Consider the following 18,512-nt stretch of genomic DNA (forward strand, 5'->3'; position numbering starts at 1 on the left):
ACCTCTTTAACCCTTGAAGCTACTGTCCGTTTTGAGAGTTTCTCTCATACTCGAAATAACTAAAGCCAACGTGAACTTTTGCGGACCTTGAGTCCGCATTTTTTTTGCGCCCGGCGCGAATACATTCAAAAAAATATATACAAAATATAAATTACATATTCCCATCCGATTATTTAAATTAAAACCATATTAAATTAAAATAATCAAAAACATTTTGTATCATTTATATATTTGACGCCCTGTCAGGTTCATAAATAATAACCGCGCGATATTCAATATATGGCAAATCGCAAGAACACTCGTTTCTTCGCCACTCTAATTATTTAGAGTACATTCACCCATATTTTTCTAATATTTATCGAATGGAATCTTTTATGAAACTCAATACTATTTCGCGATATTTTCTCGCGGCAGGCCTGATGTCGTGCGCCGCAAACGCATTCGCTCTGGAAGCCTGGAGCGGTCAGGCAGGTGGAAACACCATTGAAGTTATTTTTGACAGTAAAGTTTATAGTAACCGCTGGTATGTAAATGCCGATAATTGCCCACAGGGCGCGTCCGCTGAAAACTGGGATAATCCGTGGGGTTATGTGCGCGATGCCACAAAAGCGGAAATAGACCAATACGGCAACCCAACGACCTGTGATGCGGGTAGCGCCACGCCGGTCGCCCACGACGCCTTCAGCGCCGAAAAAGATTATGCCGAAGATGATATTGTCGTTTATAAGGATGTGACATATGAAGCGGCAATCCCTGTTCCGGCTTATTCCTTTACCCCAGGTGCCGACAATCCGTGGAAACTCTATACGCCAGTCCCCGACTGGCGTTCCAGCCAGGTTTACAACAAAGGGGATGAGGTCAAAGTTGACGGCCAGTCTTATGAAGCACTGTACTATACCGTTGGCGAAAATCCTTCCATTGCAGGTAACCAGAACCCGACCGGCACCAATGGCCGCCCGTGGAAACCGTTAGGCCCAACGGTCGAATTCACCCAGGAACAATTTAGGAATGCCCCTCAGCTCAACTCCATTGCGCTTTACGAACCCGGCAAACTGGTGTACTACAAGGGAATGCCTTTTGTCGCTCAGACGAAAGTCAAAGGCGTTATGCCGTCTGATAAAAACCCATGGGCGATTTATACCAACTGGACTGGCACCAAAGAGCGCGTAGGGACGCCGAAGAATCCATGGCCTGCCCACGTTTATGCACCATACGTCGACTTTAGCCTGAACAGCATTCCGGATCTGGCGAAACTGGCGAAAGAGCAAAACATTACCCACTTCACCATGGCGTTTGTCGTCGCGAAAAGTGGCGAGCAGTGCATCCCAACCTGGGGTACGGCCTATAATCTGCAGGATTACTCACAGTACAGTAAAATAAAAGCGCTGCGTGAAGCCGGTGGCGATGTGATGGTTTCCATTGGCGGTGCAAATAACTCCCCGCTGGCGGCTGCCTGTAAGAATGTGAAAGATCTGCAAAAACTCTACTACGACATTGTTGATAACCTGAACCTGAACGTGCTGGATTTTGACATCGAAGGCACATGGGTGGCCGATCAGGATTCCATCGATCGCCGCAACCAGGCAGTAAAAGAGGTTCAGGCTCAGTGGAAAGAGGAAGGTCGCAAAGTCGGTATCTGGTACACCCTGCCGATTCTGCCGACCGGTCTGACGGCTGAAGGTCTGTATGTGCTGGAAAATGCGCGCCATGTCGGCGTTGAGCTGGCTGGTATTAACGTAATGACCATGGACTACGGTAACGCCGTCTGCCAGTCAGACGGTACCGAAGGGCAGAACATCCACGGTAAATGCGCCACGTCCGCCATCGACAACATGTTCACCCAGTTGAAGAAAATCTGGCCAGAGAAATCTGACAAAGAGATCAACGCCATGATGGGCACCACCCCGATGATCGGTTACAACGATGTACAGGGCGAAGTGTTCTATCTGTCCGATGCGAAACTGGTGATGGACGACGCGAAAAAACGCAACCTCGGCATGATTGGCGCGTGGTCGATGACGCGCGATCAGCCGGGCGTGGCGAAGCAGGTCAGCCCGGAGCACAGCGGCATGACCGCACAGCAGGCACCGATGTACGCATACAGCCAGGTATTTGCGCCGTTTACGCATGACAATTCCGCAGATGAAGCGTCTACCGATCTTGCCGGTGATGTGAAAGCGGTTTATATCGATGTTTTTGATGGTCAGCAGCGCATCAATGTAAATTTCGATACCAGCAAGCTGAGCGGCAGTAACAGTTACTCGGTAGATGTGGATGGTAAATATGCCTTCTCTACCTCCGGCAACAGTGTCTACTACAGCTACCGTTCTAACTACGGCACGCAAAGCACGGTACGGACCGGTGGCATGTCCTACATGTTAGCGCCAGGAAAAGTGATCACCGTTAAACGTACCAATCCGAATCCTGAAATCCTGGCACAGCTCACTGTGACGAGGGATATGCAGGAAGGTAACAATCCGGTCAAGGATGCCGGTGAAGTGAAATCGTTGACGGTTAAAAAAATCAACGGCGTACCGAATGTGGTTGTTGATTTTGACGCCAAAGCGCTGGGCTGGAAAGCAGCGAACGGTTCTGCGTGGGTCGTGAAAGTGATGGGTGACGCGAAAAACGGTAACTATATCTTCAGTTGTGACAACGGTAAATGCTATTACAGCTCTGTCAAAGCAGCAGGAGATATCACCACGGTAACGTCTGATGAAAGAGACATCTCCGAAGGTGAAACCATTGTCGTTGAACGTGTTACACCGAATCCGGCAACCGTCGCCAAACTGGTTGTTACGAAAGATATGCTGAAATAATCCTTTTCGCATAAAGTCAGAACCCCGTCAGCTCACAGCGACGGGGTTCTTTTTTTTACACCAGCCGCGCCTTCGCGTAGTCGATCGCCTGCGCCACCTGCTGTGGCGACACGCCGCCTTTCGCCGCACGTTTATCCAGGCACGATTGCAACGAGAGGATCGGATAAACGTCATCGCCAATCACCTGACTGAACTTTTGTAAGTCAGCAAGCGACAGCGCTTCCAGCGGTTTGCCCTGACGAATCGCCTCGACCACCGTCTCACCCACAATATGGTGTGCTTCGCGGAACGGGACGCCTTTTGCTACCAGATAATCCGCCAACTCGGTGGCGTTAGCATAACCCTGCTGCGCCGCTTCCTGACAACGCGGACGTTTCACCTGAATGCCATCCAGCACCAGCGCAGCCATATGCAGACAGTCCAGCCAAGTGTCGAGCGCATCGAACAGCCCTTCTTTGTCTTCCTGCATATCTTTATTGTATGCCAACGGGAGACCTTTTAAGGTCATCATCATGCCGGTCAGCGCACCCTGCACGCGACCGCATTTGCCACGGATCAGCTCCAGCGCATCCGGGTTTTTCTTCTGCGGCATCAGAGATGAACCCGAAGTTACACGATCGGACAGCTCGACAAAGCCCGCTTCGCCGGTATTAAAGAAAATCAGGTCTTCAGCAAAACGCGACAGGTGCACCATGCCGATAGAAGCGTTGGAGAGTAACTCCAACACGTGGTCACGGTCAGAAACACTGTCCAGACTGTTACGCGTCGCCGAGGCAAAGCCCAGCCAACCGGCCAACTGCTCGCGATCGATTTCATACGCCGTACCCGCCAGCGCGCCGCAGCCCAGTGGACTGACGTCCAGACGCTTGAGCGAATCCTGCAGACGGCTCTCATCACGCGCCAACATTTCGACATAGGCCAGACACCAATGAGCAAACGTCACCGGCTGCGCACGTTGCAGGTGGGTGTAACCCGGCATAACGGCGTCCTGGTTATTCTCTGCCGTCACCACCAGCGCACTTTGCAACTGACGGTTGGCCGACAGTAATTCAATAACCGTGTCTTTACACCACAGTTTAAGATCGGTCGCGACCTGGTCATTACGGCTACGTCCGGTATGCAGTTTTTTACCAAGCTGGCCGACTTTATCAATCAGCTTACCTTCCACCCAGCTATGAATATCTTCGGCATCGCTTTGCAGGATCTGCTGCGGATTAACGCGAACCTCTTCCAACAGAGTGTTCAGCGCCTCTTCCAATTGCAGTTGTTCATCGGCATTCAGTACGCCGACCGTTACCAGCGCTTTAGACCAGGCCACAGAGCCGACAATATCCTGTTCTGCCAGGCGGTAGTCAAAACGCAACGAGTCGTTGAACTGTTTGAACCGCTGATCTGCTGCCTGTGTAAAACGCCCACCCCAAAGTGCCATAACTTGCTTCCTTAATATCTTGAATTTCAACGCCGGATGGCGCTTAGCTTATCCGGCGTACAGGTTCGGTTCACGTAGGCCCGATAAGGCGTAACCGTCATCGGGTACAAAATAGTTTACGCTAAAATCCGCGTGCCAATTGGCATGCCGTTAAACAGCGCCGGCAGTTGCTCGGCATGACGCCAGGAGGCAATATCCACAGGACGGCCCAGCGTGCGCGCGGCATCCAGCGCCGCATTGACCTTCACGATCATGCCGTCAGTAATAATACCTTGTTCAATCAGTTGTTCCGCTTTCGCGGCGGTCATTTCGGCAATACGCTGGCCTTTACCATCCAGAATACCGCTTACGTCAGAGAGCAGGATCAGATCCGCACCCAGCGTTGCCGCCAGCGCCGTTGCCGCCTGATCGGCATTAACGTTCATCAGCAGTCCGTCTTCAGTAACGCCAATGGAGCTAACTACCGGCAGAAAACCGCCTTCCAGCAGTGTGTTAATCAGCTTAGGCGAACCCGGCTGCGCCAGTCCAACATGACCCAGCGCTTTATCGAGCGGCGTCACTTTTACGCTATCGCCATCACCAAGATACAGACCCACGGATGCGATGTGATGCTTTTTCGCCCAGGCCAGTAAGGTTTTATTCGCTGTTCCCGCCAGGGCGCCGGTAATAATGTCAATTTGATCGGCTGGCGTGACGCGCAGACCATTTTTCTTTTTCACCGGCAGGTTCAGCTGCTTCATCAGATCGTCAACCACGCAGCCACCACCGTGCACAATGACCAGCGGTCGCTGGTGCGACTCACGATAATTCACCAGTGCGGTAAACAGACGCTCCAGCGCCTCTTCGCTATCCAGTAAAACGCCGCCCAGCTTGATAATTAATGGATTCATCGTTGCACCCTTAAATAAGAGACTGCGTTTCAGCAAAGCCAAAACGAATATTTGCGCACTGCATCGCCTGTGCCGCCGCGCCTTTCAATAAGTTGTCTTCAGTTGCCACCACGATCAGGTGCTCACCCTGTACGGCAAACCCGATATCACAGAACGGTAAGCCAACCACGTTCTTCAGCGCCGGAACGCCTTTGTCATACAGACGCACCAGTGGCTTATCGCCATACGCCTGTTGCAACGTTTGAGCCACTTGCGCATGGGTTACGCCCGCTTGCAAACGGCAGGTGATGGTTTCCAGAATTCCGCGCGGGAAGTTGCCCAGATGCGGGGTGAAGATCACCTCCGCACCAAGGTGAGTAGCGATTTCCGGCTGATGGCGATGGGTAAACACGCCATACGGCTGCAGGCTCACCTCACAAAAGCTGTTGGAAATAGCCGCCTTACGTCCCGCGCCGCTCACGCCGCTGGTGGCGTTAATTACCGGCCACTGGCTGAGATCCAGCAGCCCGGCATCAATCAGTGGTTTCAGCGACAGCTGTGCCGCCGTCGGGTAGCAACCCGGCACGGCAATCAGATTCGCGTCTTTCAGTTGGTCTGCGCTCCACTCCGCCAGTCCATAAACCGCCTGCTCCAGCAGGTCGGGATGCTGATGGGTAAAGCCGTAATATTTTTCATAGAACGCGCCGTCGTTTACGCGAAACGCGCCCGAGAGGTCAAACACCACGCATCCGGCCTGCAAAAACTGCGGGGCCAGGTCATGGCTCACCTCATGTGCCGTTGCGAGGAACACAACGTCCACCCCTGCGCTAAACTCGCTGATATCTGACATTGGCTGTAACGGTAAATCGACAATGCCTTTCAACTGCGGATGCAAATCGGAGATTAATTTTCCTGCATCATTGCTTTGCGCTGAGACGGTCAAAGCGGTTATGGTCATATCAGGATGGCGATTTACATAGGTCACAAGCTCTGCGCCGGCATAGCCACTGGCGCCCACAATCAGCGTATTCAACATCGGGGCTGCTCACCTTCTTAGATTCTGTTGCCAGATATAAGCCTTTATCACCTCACCTTACACTTGGTGGGTTTTATTACGCTCAACGTTAATGTATTTTTATTCACAAATACTGCATGAATATTGATACTATCATGACCCGAGGTGTGTCAACAATGAAAAACAATTTACCGCCATTTATCGAGATATACCGCGCTCTGATTGCCATGCCGTCGATTAGCGCCACCGAAGAAGCGCTCGACCAAAGTAATGCAGGTTTAATCACTCTGCTGGCGGGCTGGTTCAAAGATTTAGGCTTTAATGTGGAGGTCCAGCCGGTTCCCGACACGCGCAATAAATTCAATATGCTGGCAAGCATTGGACAGGGAGCCGGTGGTTTGTTGTTGGCGGGCCATACCGATACCGTCCCCTTTGACGACGGACGCTGGACGCGCGATCCGTTCACCCTGACCGAGCATGACAATAAGCTCTACGGTTTGGGTACGGCAGATATGAAAGGCTTCTTCGCCTTTATCCTCGACGCGCTGCGTGACGTCGACGTCACTCAACTGAAAAAGCCCCTGTACATTCTGGCCACTGCCGATGAAGAGACCAGCATGGCGGGAGCGCGTTATTTCTCTGAAACCACCGCTTTACGCCCGGACTGCGCGATCATTGGCGAACCCACTTCTTTGCAACCTGTCCGCGCGCACAAAGGTCATATCTCTAATGCGATTCGCATTTTGGGACAATCGGGTCACTCGAGCGATCCGGCTCGTGGCGTGAATGCCATTGAACTGATGCATGATGCCATCGGCCATATCATGAATCTGCGCGATGACCTGAAAGAGCGCTATCACCATGATGCTTTTACCGTCCCGTATCCGACGTTAAATTTGGGTCACATCCACGGCGGCGACGCTGCTAACCGAATCTGCGCCTGCTGCGAGCTGCATATGGATATTCGCCCACTGCCCGGCATGACGCTTAACGATCTCAATGGCTTACTTAACGACGCGCTGGCCCCGGTCAGCGAGCGCTGGCCGGGCCGCCTGACGGTGTCGGAGCTGCATCCGCCAATTCCAGGCTATGAGTGCCCACCGGATCATCAACTGGTACAAGTGGTTGAGAAACTGCTGGGCGCACAGACAGAAGTGGTGAACTACTGCACCGAAGCGCCGTTTATCCAGACGCTTTGCCCGACGCTGGTGTTAGGGCCTGGCTCCATTAATCAGGCGCATCAGCCGGATGAGTATCTGGAAACTCGTTTTATTAAGCCAACCCGCGAATTGATCACCCAAGTTGTGCATCATTTCTGCTGGCATTAACCGCTTATCGCCTCGCCAACCCTTTAGTGGTAAGCGAGGCGATTTATTAACATTTCCATAAGCAAAGCTTATTTGATTCGATGTGAATTAAATAACGTAAATTCCCGCCATTTTTTCGTTTGCTGAACCGATTTCGCAGCAATTGACGTCACGACTTTTACGTGGCTTTATAAAAGACGGCTAACATACAAAGTCCGAGAGATTTCGTGTCACAGCAAGGCGGCAAGCGAGCTCATACAAGGAGCTTACATAAGTAAGTGACCAGATGGGCAAGCGCAGCCAACGCCGATGTCACGCGAAAGATACAGGACGCATAAATTAAAGATGGGGTGTCTGGGTTAATATGAACGAACAATATTCCGCGTTGCGTAGTAATGTCAGTATGCTCGGCAAAGTGCTGGGGGAGACCATCAAGGATGCGCTGGGAGAGAACATTCTTGACCGCGTAGAAACAATCCGTAAGTTGTCCAAATCATCCCGCGCCGGCAATGAAGTCAATCGCCAGGAGCTGCTCACTACGCTGCAAAACCTGTCTAACGACGAGCTGCTGCCGGTTGCCCGCGCGTTTAGCCAGTTTCTGAACCTGGCCAACACCGCCGAGCAGTACCACAGCATTTCGCCAAAAGGCGAAGCAGCCAGCAACCCGGAAGTGATTGCTCGCACTCTGCGTAAACTGAAAGAGCAGCCCAACCTCGATGAAGCCACCATCAAAAAAGCCGTCGAATCTCTCTCCCTGGAGCTGGTTCTCACCGCCCACCCAACCGAGATCACCCGCCGTACTCTGATCCATAAAATGGGTGAAGTGAACGCCTGTCTCAAGCAACTTGATAACAAAGACCTCGTCGATTACGAGCGCCATCAGCTGATGCGCCGTCTGCGCCAGTTGATTGCCCAGTCCTGGCATACGGATGAAATCCGCAAGCTGCGCCCAAGCCCGGTTGATGAAGCCAAATGGGGCTTCGCGGTGGTTGAAAATAGCCTGTGGGAAGGCGTACCAAATTATCTGCGCGAGCTGAACGAACAACTGGAAGAGCATCTAGGCTATAAGCTGCCCGTTGATTTTGTCCCGGTTCGCTTTACCTCCTGGATGGGCGGCGACCGCGATGGCAACCCGAACGTAACGGCGGATATCACCCGTCACGTGCTGCTACTCAGCCGCTGGAAAGCGACCGATCTGTTCCTGAAAGACATTCAGTTTCTGATTTCTGAGCTGTCGATGGTGGATGCCACACCGGAACTGTTGGCGCTGGTGGGCGAAGAAGGCGCAGCAGAACCTTATCGTTATCTGATGAAAACCCTGCGTTCACGTCTGATGGCAACCCAGGCCTGGCTGGAAGCCCGTCTGAAAGGCGAGAAATTACCGAAACCTGCGGGACTTCTCACCCAAAACGAACAGCTCTGGGACCCGCTATATGCGTGCTATCAGTCTCTGCAGGCCTGTGGCATGGGCATTATCGCCAATGGCGAATTGCTCGACACCCTACGCCGCGTGAAATGTTTCGGCGTACCGCTGGTACGTATTGATATTCGTCAGGAAAGCACCCGTCACACTGAAGCCCTTGGCGAACTGACCCGTTATCTCGGCATTGGCGACTACGAAAACTGGTCGGAAGCGGATAAACAGGCTTTCCTGATCCGCGAGCTGAACTCCAAGCGTCCGCTGCTCCCGCGTAACTGGGAGCCGAGCAACGACACCCGCGAAGTGCTCGACACCTGCCGGGTCATTGCCGAAGCCCCATATGGCTCCATTGCCGCCTATGTTATCTCAATGGCGAAAACGCCATCGGATGTACTGGCCGTACATCTGCTACTGAAAGAAGCCGGTATCGGTTTTGCTATGCCGGTTGCCCCGCTGTTTGAAACGCTGGACGACCTCAACAACGCCGATGACGTCATGTCCCAACTCCTGAACATTGACTGGTACCGTGGCTTTATTCAGGGCAAACAGATGGTCATGATTGGCTACTCTGACTCCGCAAAAGATGCAGGCGTGATGGCGGCCTCCTGGGCGCAATATCAGGCGCAGGACGCGTTGATCAAAACCTGCGAAAAAGCCGGTATCGAACTGACGCTGTTCCACGGTCGCGGTGGCTCCATTGGTCGCGGTGGCGCGCCTGCGCATGCGGCGTTGCTCTCTCAACCACCCGGCAGCCTGAAAGGCGGTCTGCGCGTGACAGAACAAGGGGAGATGATCCGCTTTAAGTACGGCCTGCCGGAAGTGACCATCAGCAGCCTGTCGCTGTATACCGCAGCAATTCTGGAGGCCAACCTGTTACCGCCGCCAGAGCCGAAAGATAACTGGCGTCATATCATGGATGAGCTTTCCGATATTTCCTGTGAGCTCTATCGTGGATATGTGCGTGAAAACAAAGACTTCGTCCCTTACTTCCGCTCCGCAACGCCAGAGCAGGAACTGGGCAAATTACCGCTCGGTTCACGTCCGGCAAAACGTCGCCCAACCGGCGGGGTAGAGTCTCTGCGCGCCATTCCGTGGATCTTTGCCTGGACGCAGAACCGCCTGATGCTCCCGGCGTGGCTGGGTGCAGGCACCGCACTGCAAAAAGTGGTTGAAGACGGTAAGCAAAGCGAACTCGAAGCAATGTGCCGCGACTGGCCATTCTTCTCCACACGTCTTGGCATGTTGGAAATGGTTTTCGCCAAAGCAGACCTGTGGCTGGCAGAATACTACGATCAGCGCCTGGTCAAAAAAGAACTGTGGCCGCTGGGTGAAGAGCTGCGTCAGCGCCTGGAAGCCGATATCGATGTCGTGCTGGCGATTGCCAACGACTCACATTTGATGGCCGACCTGCCGTGGATTGCCGAGTCCATTCAGTTAAGAAATATTTATACTGACCCGCTGAATGTCTTACAGGCTGAGCTGTTACACCGCTCACGCCTGGCGGAAGAGCAAGGCAATGCACCGGATCCGCGCGTTGAACAAGCGCTGATGGTGACAATCGCTGGTGTCGCAGCCGGCATGCGTAATACAGGCTAACGTCCCCCCTCGTCGCCTTCGTGCTATTGTACGAAGGCGACAACAAAAACTGCTGTCATAACCGCTTCTTTTTCAATATATTCCCGCCTGAATATATTCACATTGTGAATATATCAACAGCAAAACACGATCCTAAGATCGTGATGCTTAAGTTCCTCTTAATATTAAGTCGCTACTCTTGGCGCTACGATTAAAGACAGGCTCACATTATGCAATCCTTACAACTCCAGTCTAAACCTAAATTTAGCTGGAAAGCCCTGGGTTGGGCGCTCCTCTATTTTTGGTTTTTTTCCACTTTACTCCAGGTCGTTATTTGTTTAACCGGATATAGCGGAACTAATGGATTACGCGACTCCTTGCTATTCAGTTCGCTGTGGTTGATCCCGGTATTTTTATTTCCAAACCGTATCCGTATTATTGCTGCCGTCATTGGCATGGTGCTATGGGCGGCCTCGCTGGCTGCTCTGAGCTATTACGTCATCTACGGACAAGAGTTCTCGCAAAGCGTTCTGTACGTGATGTTTGAAACCAATGCGAACGAAGCCAGCGAATATCTCAGCCAGTATTTCAGCCTAAAAATTGTTCTTATCGCCCTGGCCTATACAGCTATCGCTATTCTGCTGTGGACGCGTCTGCGCCCTGTTCATATTCCATCGCCCTGGCGCTATCTGGTGTCATTTGCGTTGTTATACGGTTTGATTCTGCATCCGATAGCCGTTAACACTTTCATCAAACACAAGCCGTTTGAAAAAACGTTGAATGGTCTCGCCTCACGTATGGAGCCCGCCGCACCGTGGCAATTCATCTCCGGGTATTATCAGTACCGTCAGCAGTTGACCTCACTCAATAGCCTGCTGAATGAGAACAATGCCCTGCCGCCGCTGGCTAACTTCAGAGATAACTCCGGCGATGCCCCACGTACGCTGGTGCTGGTCATTGGCGAGTCAACGCAGCGTGGTCGCATGAGCCTGTATGGTTACCCGCGCGAAACGACGCCAGAACTGGATGCCTTGCATAAATCCGATCCTAACTTCACCGTATTCAATAATGTCGTGACCTCACGTCCGTACACCATTGAAATCCTGCAGCAGGCGCTGACCTTCGCCAACGAGAAGAATCCGGACCTGTACCTGACTCAACCGTCTCTGATGAATATGATGAAACAGGCAGGTTATAAAACCTTCTGGATCACCAATCAGCAGACGATGACGGCTCGCAACACCATGCTGACCGTGTTCTCTAAGCAGACGGATAAGCAGTTCTATATGAATCAGCAGCGTACGCAAAGTGCGCGCGAATATGACAGCAATGTGCTGGCGCCATTTAAAGAAGTACTGGCCGACCCGGCACCGAAAAAGTTCATCATAGTGCACTTGCTGGGTACGCATATTAAGTACAAATTCCGCTATCCGGATGGTCAGGGTAAATTCGATAACAATGTCGACCATGTTCCCCCCGGCCTGGATGATGATGAGCTGGAAGCATACAACGATTACGACAGCGCGAATGTCTACAATGACCATATCATTGCCAGTCTGATCAAAGACTATAAAGCGACAGATCCGAACGGCTTCCTGCTCTACTTCTCCGATCACGGGGAGGAGGTATACGATACGCCACCGCATAAAACGCAGGGTCGTAATGAAGACAACCCGACGCGCCATATGTATACGGTACCGTTCCTGCTGTGGACCTCTGAAAAATGGCAGGCTGCACACCCGCGTGACTTCTCACAGGATGTGAATCGTAAATACAGCAGCTCAGAGCTTATCCACACCTGGTCTGATTTAGCGGGATTCACCTACGACGGTTTCGATCCGACCCGATCCATTACCAGCCCGCAGTTCAAAGAGACGACCCGCTGGATTGGCAATCCGTACAAAAAGAATGCCCTGATTGATTACGATAGCCTGCCGTACGGCGATCAAATCGGTAATCAGTAATACTCGTATCGGCCACTCTTAAAGAGTGGCCTTTTTTTATGATGGCGGTTACTGTTTCCCCTGTCTGCTGCCTGCAAGGGATTAACATGTATCACGACGTCAGCCATCTTCTCTCCCGCCTGATTAACGGCCCCACGCCGCTGCGCCAGGTTTATTTTGCCAGCAGCAGTAGTTCAACGCCGGAGCTGGCGTATCAGGTCGATTTTCCCCGGCTGGAAATTGTGCTGGAAGGTGAGTTCATCGATAACGGAGTTACTGGCGCATCCGCGACGTTACTGCCTTGCGATGTGCTATTCGTTCCGGCTGGCAGCTGGAACTTTCCGCAGTGGCTCACACCGGTCACCACGCTCAGCATTCTGTTCGGCAAACAGCAACTTGGTTTCAGCATCGTCCAGTGGGACGGCAAGCAATATCATAATCTTACCCGCCAGCACGTCGCGCGGCGTGGGCCACGAATTGGCTCTTTCCTGCTGCAAACGCTCAATGAAATGCAGATGCAACCGCAGGAGCAACAAACCGCCAGGCTAATCGTTGCGAGCTTACTGAGCCACTGCCGCGATCTGCTGGGCAGCCAGATCCAGACCGCATCACGTAGTCAGGCGCTTTTCGAAGCCATTCGCGACTATATTGATGAACGCTACGCTTCGCCGCTCACCCGAGAATCCGTCGCGCAGGCGTTTTACATCTCACCTAATTACCTCTCCCACCTGTTTCAAAAAACGGGCGCTATCGGGTTTAACGAATACCTGAATCACACGCGACTGGAACACGCGAAAACGCTGCTGAAGGGTTATGAGCTGAAGATCAAAGAAGTGGCGCATACCTGTGGGTTTGTTGACAGCAACTATTTCTGCCGCCTGTTTCGCAAAAATACCGAACGTTCGCCGTCAGAATATCGTCGGCAATACCACAGCCAGCTGACGGAGATAAAAGCTAATCCAAAGTAAGATGTGTGTGCTGTGGTGCAGAAAGCAGCTTTCGCACGGCGCTCATCACCCGCTGCGGCTCACGCAGAAATGCGCTAATGCCCGACTGGACGTATCGGCTCTGCGTAAATCGCTCTGCTCCTGCCAGTTCAATATCGGAAATGAGCAACACCGCATCAGCGCGGTTAATATCCTCTTCCGTCAGGCGATTTTCGGTACCCAACGCGCCCTGAGTTTCAATCTTGATGCTCCATTTCTCCTGCTGGCAGAGTTTCTCCAGCCGTTCAGCAGCCATATAAGTATGGGCCACGCCGCTTACGCACGCGGTGACAGCAACCAGATATCGTACAGGTGCGATGGCCATACTATCCTCCTACTGTTACCTGAAATCCGGCGCATTCTGCCATCTTACGTATAAAACCTATCTCTTGCGCCGACGGGACGGGCACTTCTTTCATCGACCAGGGTAATCCGAGCAGGTTGTATTTCGGTTCGCCATATTGATGAAACGGTAGCAGGTGCACCTGCTTTATGCCCAATGATGACAACAGCGTCAACGCCTGCTGCGTGTTCTCTACATTCATCGTAAAGCCCGGAATCAGCGGCAGGCGAGGTATGACATTAATTCCTTCAGCGACCATTAGTCGTAAATTCGCCAGCACGCGCGGCAGGTTCATATTAATGGTCTCACGCGCCAGATGGACATCCATAATTTTGAGGTCAAACAGCACCTCATCGCACTCTCTTGCCAGCGATAACAAACGACTGGCTGGCGCATCGCCAGCCGTTTCAATCGCGCAGCGAACATCCCAGCGCCGTAGACGTTGCAGGAATCGTACGGCAAAGGGCGCTTGCATCAGCACTTCACCACCGGAAAGCGTCACCCCCCCGCCAGAGGTGCGAAAGAAAATATCATCTTTCATCACTTCACGTTCCAGCTCGTCCAGCGAGATATCACGACCGATACGTTCAAACGCACCGGAGGGACACTCATCAGCATCACGTAGACAGGGTGTACAGTGCAGGCATTTACTCTCCCGCCGAACTGTTTCAATACGTGGGGAGAGAGATTCAGGGTTGGCGCACCACGGGCAGGTATGCGGACAACCTTTAAAAAAGACTACCGTACGAATACCTTGTCCATCATTCAGTGAGTAACGCTGAATATTAAATATACGCGCGACATCCTCGCCACGTGGGTCAATAACCTCACAGCTGATGCGCGGTGCGGCGAATGATGTCATCCTGGATCTCCTTCGACAGCTCGACAAAGAAGGCGCTGTAACCCGCCACGCGCACCACCAGCCCGGCGAAATCTTGTGGGCGCAGCTGCGCTTCTCGCAATGTGTCGGCATTCACCACGTTAAACTGGATGTGCTGGAGCTTGAGCTGGGTAAATGCCCGCAGAAAATCCGCCAGCTTGCGTAAACCAGCCTCACCTTCCAGTGTGGCTGGCGTAAACTTCACGTTCAGCAAAGTCCCATTGGAAAGCAACGTGTTATCCAGCTTGCTGACCGATTTCAATACCGCCGTCGGCCCTTGCATATCCTGCCCCAGCATCGGCGACAGCCCTCCGTCCGCCAACTGTTCCCCGGCGAAGCGACCATCCGGTGTCGCTCCGACGACCGAACCCAGCGGCACGTGCGCAGAGACAGTATATGAACCCGGCGTAAATTGCCCGCCGCGTGGATTCTGGTATTTCTCTACCTCTTTGCAGTAATGACGCAGCAGTTCGGCGCTGATGTTATCTACATCATCAATATCGTTGCCGTATTTTTCGAAGCGGTTAATCAGCCTGGCGCGAATTTTCTCGCCTTCCGCGGTAGCAAAGTTGTCTTTTAGCACCGACAAAAGTTCGTCAAAAGTTAAGCGCTGTTGTTCAAATACCAGTCCATTGAGCGCATGCAGCGAATCGCTCAGGTTCGCAATGCCGATCCCCTGTACGCCGGAGAAGTTATAACGCGCGCCGCCGTCGGTAATATCACACCCTTTATCCAGGCAATCGCTAATAAACGAGGAGAGCAGCGGCACCGGCGCCCAGTCGCGATGACCGATATCGCAGATATTACTGCCTTCGACCATCAACGTAATGTAGTGGCTGATTTTGGCACGAATATGCTTCAACAGGTCTTCGTACGTCAGCGCGCGATTGCCTTCGTTCTCATGCAGGCAGATTTCCATTACTTTCAGCAGATTAAACATGGCGATGTCGTGCAAACCGTATGTTCTGCCTGGAATAGACAGCTCGACACAGCCGACTACCGCGTAATCTCGCGCATCTTCCAGCGAGACGCCACGGTTAAGAAATGCGGGCACCACCACTTCATCATTAAAGATTTGCGGGATGCCGGTCCCGAGGCGAATGGTCTGTGCCGTTTTCATCAGGAACGGCGTATCGATCAACGCGTTCGTGCGCACACCGAGATTTGGTTGCGGCAGTTGTACGCTCTGATAAGCATCAAGGCAGAGAAACGACAGTACGTTTACCGCACTACGACCATTCTCCGTCAATCCCCCAAGCAGTGCGGTGTAACCCGTTGGAAAGCCAGCGAAATAGCGCGCGCTGCTGGTGGATCGCAGCAGTACAATGTCATTGCATTTCACCCATAGCGATTCGAGGATTTCTTTTAAGAATGCAGGATCTTCCCCCTGCGTCAGCGAGGTTTGATAAAACGGCAGCATATACTGGTCGAAGCGTCCGAGTGAGAGCGAACTGGCGTTGGACTCATATTGCAAAATAATGTTCATGTACCAGAACAGCTGACATGCTTGCCAGAAGGTTTGCGGTTTATGCTGGGCGTTATGCCGGGAGTTTTCCGCAATCGTCAGCAATTCCTGACATCGCTGTGCATCCGGGCAGTTTTCCGCCATTTGTTCTGCCAGCAGGGCGTAACGCAGAATGTGGCTTTGCGAAGCCTCAAGCAGCAACAGAGCAGCCTGATAAAAGTGGTTATCCGGCTGCTGCAGACAATGCGCCCGCATCTGCGCTACCAGTTCGCCAAGCCCGAGATTCAACAGGCGTGGATAATCAATAATGATATGCCCCTGACCTTTATCCGTCTGGTTAACGCTAAAAATCTGCGTACGGACAGCGGCTTTTACCTCATCGGTCATCTGACCGTTGATGAAATCTTTCATCGACCGCTTTTCCCAGTACGGATACAGCACATCGCGATAGAGATGTTTATCCTCTTCGCTGATGTCAAAACGGTCCTGCGGACGGGTTGGAAACTGCTCCAGCTCGTTGAGCAGCCAGTAAGGATCCATTTCCGGCGACATTATGCCCGCCCGCGGTTTAACGGTACGGTTCCCGGCTATCAGTTCCTCATCACGAATCGATATTTCAACGTGCTCAAGAATATATGCGGTGGCTTTCGCCCGCCGCAGAATAACCGGCTCTCCCTCCGTCTGCTGGTGGCTGGTGGTATATAGCAGCGCACGCTCAAGCGAAATTTCGCGGTTATTCTGAAACAGAGCGTTTTTTAAACGTTGGATACGGTTAGTCATGAGGAACTCCTGTAGAAAAACTGATGCCAGATGGCGCTGTGCTTATCTGGCCTACGTATCAGTAGGCCGGATAAGTCTCCCCCCCTCCGGCAAACAAACCGTTATGCGGTTTGCGCAAGGTGTGCGCCAATCTTGTTCATGATGGCGTCGGCACGTTTCACTGCATCGCTGATGTTGACACGAACGATAGTTTTGCCCGCAAAACGCTCTTCAAACTTAATACCAATGTCTTTGGTCAGAATCACCATGTCGGCTTCTGCCACATCCGCCGCGGTCAGTTCGTTTTCCAGACCGATCGACCCCTGAGTCTCAACCTTTACTTCCCACCCCTTGGCTTTAGCGGCGCTTTCCAGCGCTTCGGCGGCCATATAGGTGTGGGCAACGCCAGAAGGACATGCAGTTACTGCGATAATCTTGGTCATGACTCATTCCTCGCTTAATTCATTTCAAAATCTAAATCCAGGTCGTCTTCTTTCTGGTCGACCTGAGACACTTTTTTCCGCGCCAGACTTTTCAGTACGTTAACGCACACTGCGGTCACTACAGCTCCCACGGCAACCGCCGCGATATAACCCAATTTTCCTTCCACGACCGGCAGAACAATCAGCCCGCCCCAGCCGGCATAACACTGCGCACCAAACAGCGCGGCGGTTACCGTGCCGCAGGCGGAACCCACCATAATGGATGGGATAACGCGTAGCGGATCGGCGGCAGCAAAAGGAATTGCGCCTTCCGTTACGCCAACGCAGCCCATCACCAGCGCGGCTTTACCGGCTTCACGTTCTTCAGAAGAGAAATTCTTACGGCCAATCAGCGTCGCCAAACCTAAGCCCAGCGGCGGCACGCAGATCCCTACCGCGGCGATTGCCACCACGGTATAAACACCCTGCGCCACGCAAATCAGCATGAAGGCGTAGGCAACTTTGTTAATCGGCCCACCCATATCGAAGGCCAACATCAGTCCCATAATTACCGCCAGCAGCACGATGCTGCCCTGCTGCATACCCTGCAGCCACTCGGTCAGGCTAGTGGTTAACGCGCCAACGGGTTCTCCCAGGCCCCACATCATGATGCCTGCGGTGATAAAGGTGCCGACAATAGGAATAACGAAGATAGGCATTACCGATCGCAACACCTTATGTACGGGGATCTTCTTCAGATAATGGACGACGATACCGCCAATAATCCCGGCAATTAGCGCGCCGAAAAAACCTGCGCCGAAGCTGTTTCCCACCCATGCGCCAATCGCACAAGGGGCGAGAGCAGAACGTTCAGCAATGGAATAACCAATGTAAGCGGCAAGGAATGGCACCATCAACGTCAGCCCTGCGACGCCAATATCAAACAGTTTCTTGAGATTAGGATCGGTCGCCGCATCCGGTACCGCGCCCTTGCCATACAACATGACGGAGACCGCCAGCAAAATTCCACCCGCGACTACGAAGGGGATCATATGCGAAACACCTGTCATCAGGTGCTGACGGGTATTTTTCAGGATTTGTACCAACTCTTTCATAAGTCGCTCCCAGGCTGCCTAAAGCCCATATCCATAAACTTGTTGCGGAAAACAATAGGCAATCCGACGCGGCGCAAACAGTGGATAAAAAGGCCATTTGCTGGACTTTTGTAATGTCAGCGCAAAAATGCGATCCGCCTCATAACTTGTAGTTTCTCGGAATTT

The 18,512-nt window shown here is 52.5% G+C and carries 13 protein-coding genes; 5 read left to right on the forward strand and 8 right to left on the reverse strand.

Annotated features, from left to right (window positions below; genetic code table 11):
- Nucleotides 1–374 precede the first annotated feature (374 nt).
- Nucleotides 375–2,819: a glycosyl hydrolase family 18 protein gene (locus HVZ52_RS21640; RefSeq protein WP_181598681.1), complete on the forward strand. Its 2,445-nt coding sequence runs from the start codon at nucleotides 375–377 to the stop codon at nucleotides 2,817–2,819.
- Between the two features lie 55 nt (nucleotides 2,820–2,874).
- Here the strand turns inward: HVZ52_RS21640 and argH are convergent, their stop codons facing one another.
- From argH to argC, 3 genes are all read right to left on the reverse strand, one after another.
- Nucleotides 2,875–4,248 carry an argininosuccinate lyase gene (gene argH / locus HVZ52_RS21645; protein WP_181598682.1) on the reverse strand — a complete coding sequence of 458 codons (1,374 nt, stop codon included), beginning with the start codon at nucleotides 4,246–4,248 and terminating at the stop codon, nucleotides 2,875–2,877.
- A 116-nt stretch (nucleotides 4,249–4,364) separates the two neighbouring features.
- Nucleotides 4,365–5,138 (reverse strand): acetylglutamate kinase, encoded by a 774-nt coding sequence (gene argB, locus HVZ52_RS21650; protein WP_016155288.1) that lies wholly within the window; start codon nucleotides 5,136–5,138, stop codon nucleotides 4,365–4,367.
- A gap of 10 nt (nucleotides 5,139–5,148) precedes the next feature.
- Nucleotides 5,149–6,153: an N-acetyl-gamma-glutamyl-phosphate reductase gene (gene argC / locus HVZ52_RS21655; RefSeq protein WP_016155287.1), complete on the reverse strand. Its 1,005-nt coding sequence runs from the start codon at nucleotides 6,151–6,153 to the stop codon at nucleotides 5,149–5,151.
- A gap of 155 nt (nucleotides 6,154–6,308) precedes the next feature.
- Here argC and argE point away from each other — a divergent pair, with 155 nt between their 5' ends.
- The 4 genes from argE (at nucleotide 6,309) to HVZ52_RS21675 (ending at nucleotide 13,345) form a co-directional block, all read left to right on the forward strand.
- A complete protein-coding gene (gene argE, locus HVZ52_RS21660; RefSeq protein WP_016155286.1) occupies nucleotides 6,309–7,460 on the forward strand; it encodes an acetylornithine deacetylase in 1,152 nt (383 codons plus the stop codon).
- A gap of 343 nt (nucleotides 7,461–7,803) precedes the next feature.
- A complete protein-coding gene (gene ppc, locus HVZ52_RS21665) occupies nucleotides 7,804–10,455 on the forward strand; it encodes a phosphoenolpyruvate carboxylase (RefSeq protein WP_016157932.1) in 2,652 nt (883 codons plus the stop codon).
- 209 nt (nucleotides 10,456–10,664) lie between these two features.
- Nucleotides 10,665–12,398: a phosphoethanolamine transferase CptA gene (locus HVZ52_RS21670; protein WP_101700763.1), complete on the forward strand. Its 1,734-nt coding sequence runs from the start codon at nucleotides 10,665–10,667 to the stop codon at nucleotides 12,396–12,398.
- Between the two features lie 86 nt (nucleotides 12,399–12,484).
- Nucleotides 12,485–13,345: an AraC family transcriptional regulator gene (locus HVZ52_RS21675; protein ID WP_181599311.1), complete on the forward strand. Its 861-nt coding sequence runs from the start codon at nucleotides 12,485–12,487 to the stop codon at nucleotides 13,343–13,345.
- Here the strand turns inward: HVZ52_RS21675 and HVZ52_RS21680 are convergent.
- The 5 genes from HVZ52_RS21680 to HVZ52_RS21700 form a co-directional block, all read right to left on the reverse strand.
- Nucleotides 13,332–13,688 carry a PTS fructose-like transporter subunit IIB gene (locus tag HVZ52_RS21680; RefSeq protein WP_181598683.1) on the reverse strand — a complete coding sequence of 119 codons (357 nt, stop codon included), beginning with the start codon at nucleotides 13,686–13,688 and terminating at the stop codon, nucleotides 13,332–13,334. The two genes, HVZ52_RS21675 and HVZ52_RS21680, sit on opposite strands and share 14 nt — an antisense overlap.
- Before the next feature lies 1 nt (nucleotide 13,689).
- On the reverse strand, nucleotides 13,690–14,568 hold the full coding sequence (locus tag HVZ52_RS21685) for a [formate-C-acetyltransferase]-activating enzyme (protein ID WP_016155281.1): 879 nt from the start codon (nucleotides 14,566–14,568) through the stop codon (nucleotides 13,690–13,692).
- Nucleotides 14,534–16,831, reverse strand: a complete 2,298-nt coding sequence (locus tag HVZ52_RS21690) for a formate C-acetyltransferase (protein ID WP_181598684.1) — start codon at nucleotides 16,829–16,831, stop codon at nucleotides 14,534–14,536. Before HVZ52_RS21690 ends, HVZ52_RS21685 begins: the two co-directional genes overlap by 35 nt.
- A gap of 101 nt (nucleotides 16,832–16,932) precedes the next feature.
- Nucleotides 16,933–17,253 (reverse strand): PTS fructose-like transporter subunit IIB, encoded by a 321-nt coding sequence (locus HVZ52_RS21695; RefSeq protein WP_016155279.1) that lies wholly within the window; start codon nucleotides 17,251–17,253, stop codon nucleotides 16,933–16,935.
- 14 nt (nucleotides 17,254–17,267) lie between these two features.
- Nucleotides 17,268–18,347, reverse strand: a complete 1,080-nt coding sequence (locus HVZ52_RS21700; RefSeq protein ID WP_003825153.1) for a PTS fructose transporter subunit EIIC — start codon at nucleotides 18,345–18,347, stop codon at nucleotides 17,268–17,270.
- Between the last annotated feature and the right edge of the window lie 165 nt (nucleotides 18,348–18,512).

Origin of the sequence: Citrobacter sp. RHB36-C18 (assembly GCF_013814485.1) — a bacterium.
Classification (GTDB): Bacteria; Pseudomonadota; Gammaproteobacteria; order Enterobacterales; family Enterobacteriaceae; genus Citrobacter; species Citrobacter braakii.

Bases quoted from the DNA above. Each gene is read 5' to 3' on its own strand.
- HVZ52_RS21640 (WP_181598681.1), top strand. From the start codon at position 375: ATGAAACTCAATACTATTTCGCGATATTTTCTCGCGGCAGGCCTGATG.
- argH (WP_181598682.1), bottom strand. From the start codon at position 4,248: ATGGCACTTTGGGGTGGGCGTTTTACACAGGCAGCAGATCAGCGGTTC.
- argB (WP_016155288.1), bottom strand. From the start codon at position 5,138: ATGAATCCATTAATTATCAAGCTGGGCGGCGTTTTACTGGATAGCGAA.
- argC (WP_016155287.1), bottom strand. From the start codon at position 6,153: ATGTTGAATACGCTGATTGTGGGCGCCAGTGGCTATGCCGGCGCAGAG.
- argE (WP_016155286.1), top strand. From the start codon at position 6,309: ATGAAAAACAATTTACCGCCATTTATCGAGATATACCGCGCTCTGATT.
- ppc (WP_016157932.1), top strand. From the start codon at position 7,804: ATGAACGAACAATATTCCGCGTTGCGTAGTAATGTCAGTATGCTCGGC.
- HVZ52_RS21670 (WP_101700763.1), top strand. From the start codon at position 10,665: ATGCAATCCTTACAACTCCAGTCTAAACCTAAATTTAGCTGGAAAGCC.
- HVZ52_RS21675 (WP_181599311.1), top strand. From the start codon at position 12,485: ATGTATCACGACGTCAGCCATCTTCTCTCCCGCCTGATTAACGGCCCC.
- HVZ52_RS21680 (WP_181598683.1), bottom strand. From the start codon at position 13,688: ATGGCCATCGCACCTGTACGATATCTGGTTGCTGTCACCGCGTGCGTA.
- HVZ52_RS21685 (WP_016155281.1), bottom strand. From the start codon at position 14,568: ATGACATCATTCGCCGCACCGCGCATCAGCTGTGAGGTTATTGACCCA.
- HVZ52_RS21690 (WP_181598684.1), bottom strand. From the start codon at position 16,831: ATGACTAACCGTATCCAACGTTTAAAAAACGCTCTGTTTCAGAATAAC.
- HVZ52_RS21695 (WP_016155279.1), bottom strand. From the start codon at position 17,253: ATGACCAAGATTATCGCAGTAACTGCATGTCCTTCTGGCGTTGCCCAC.
- HVZ52_RS21700 (WP_003825153.1), bottom strand. From the start codon at position 18,347: ATGAAAGAGTTGGTACAAATCCTGAAAAATACCCGTCAGCACCTGATG.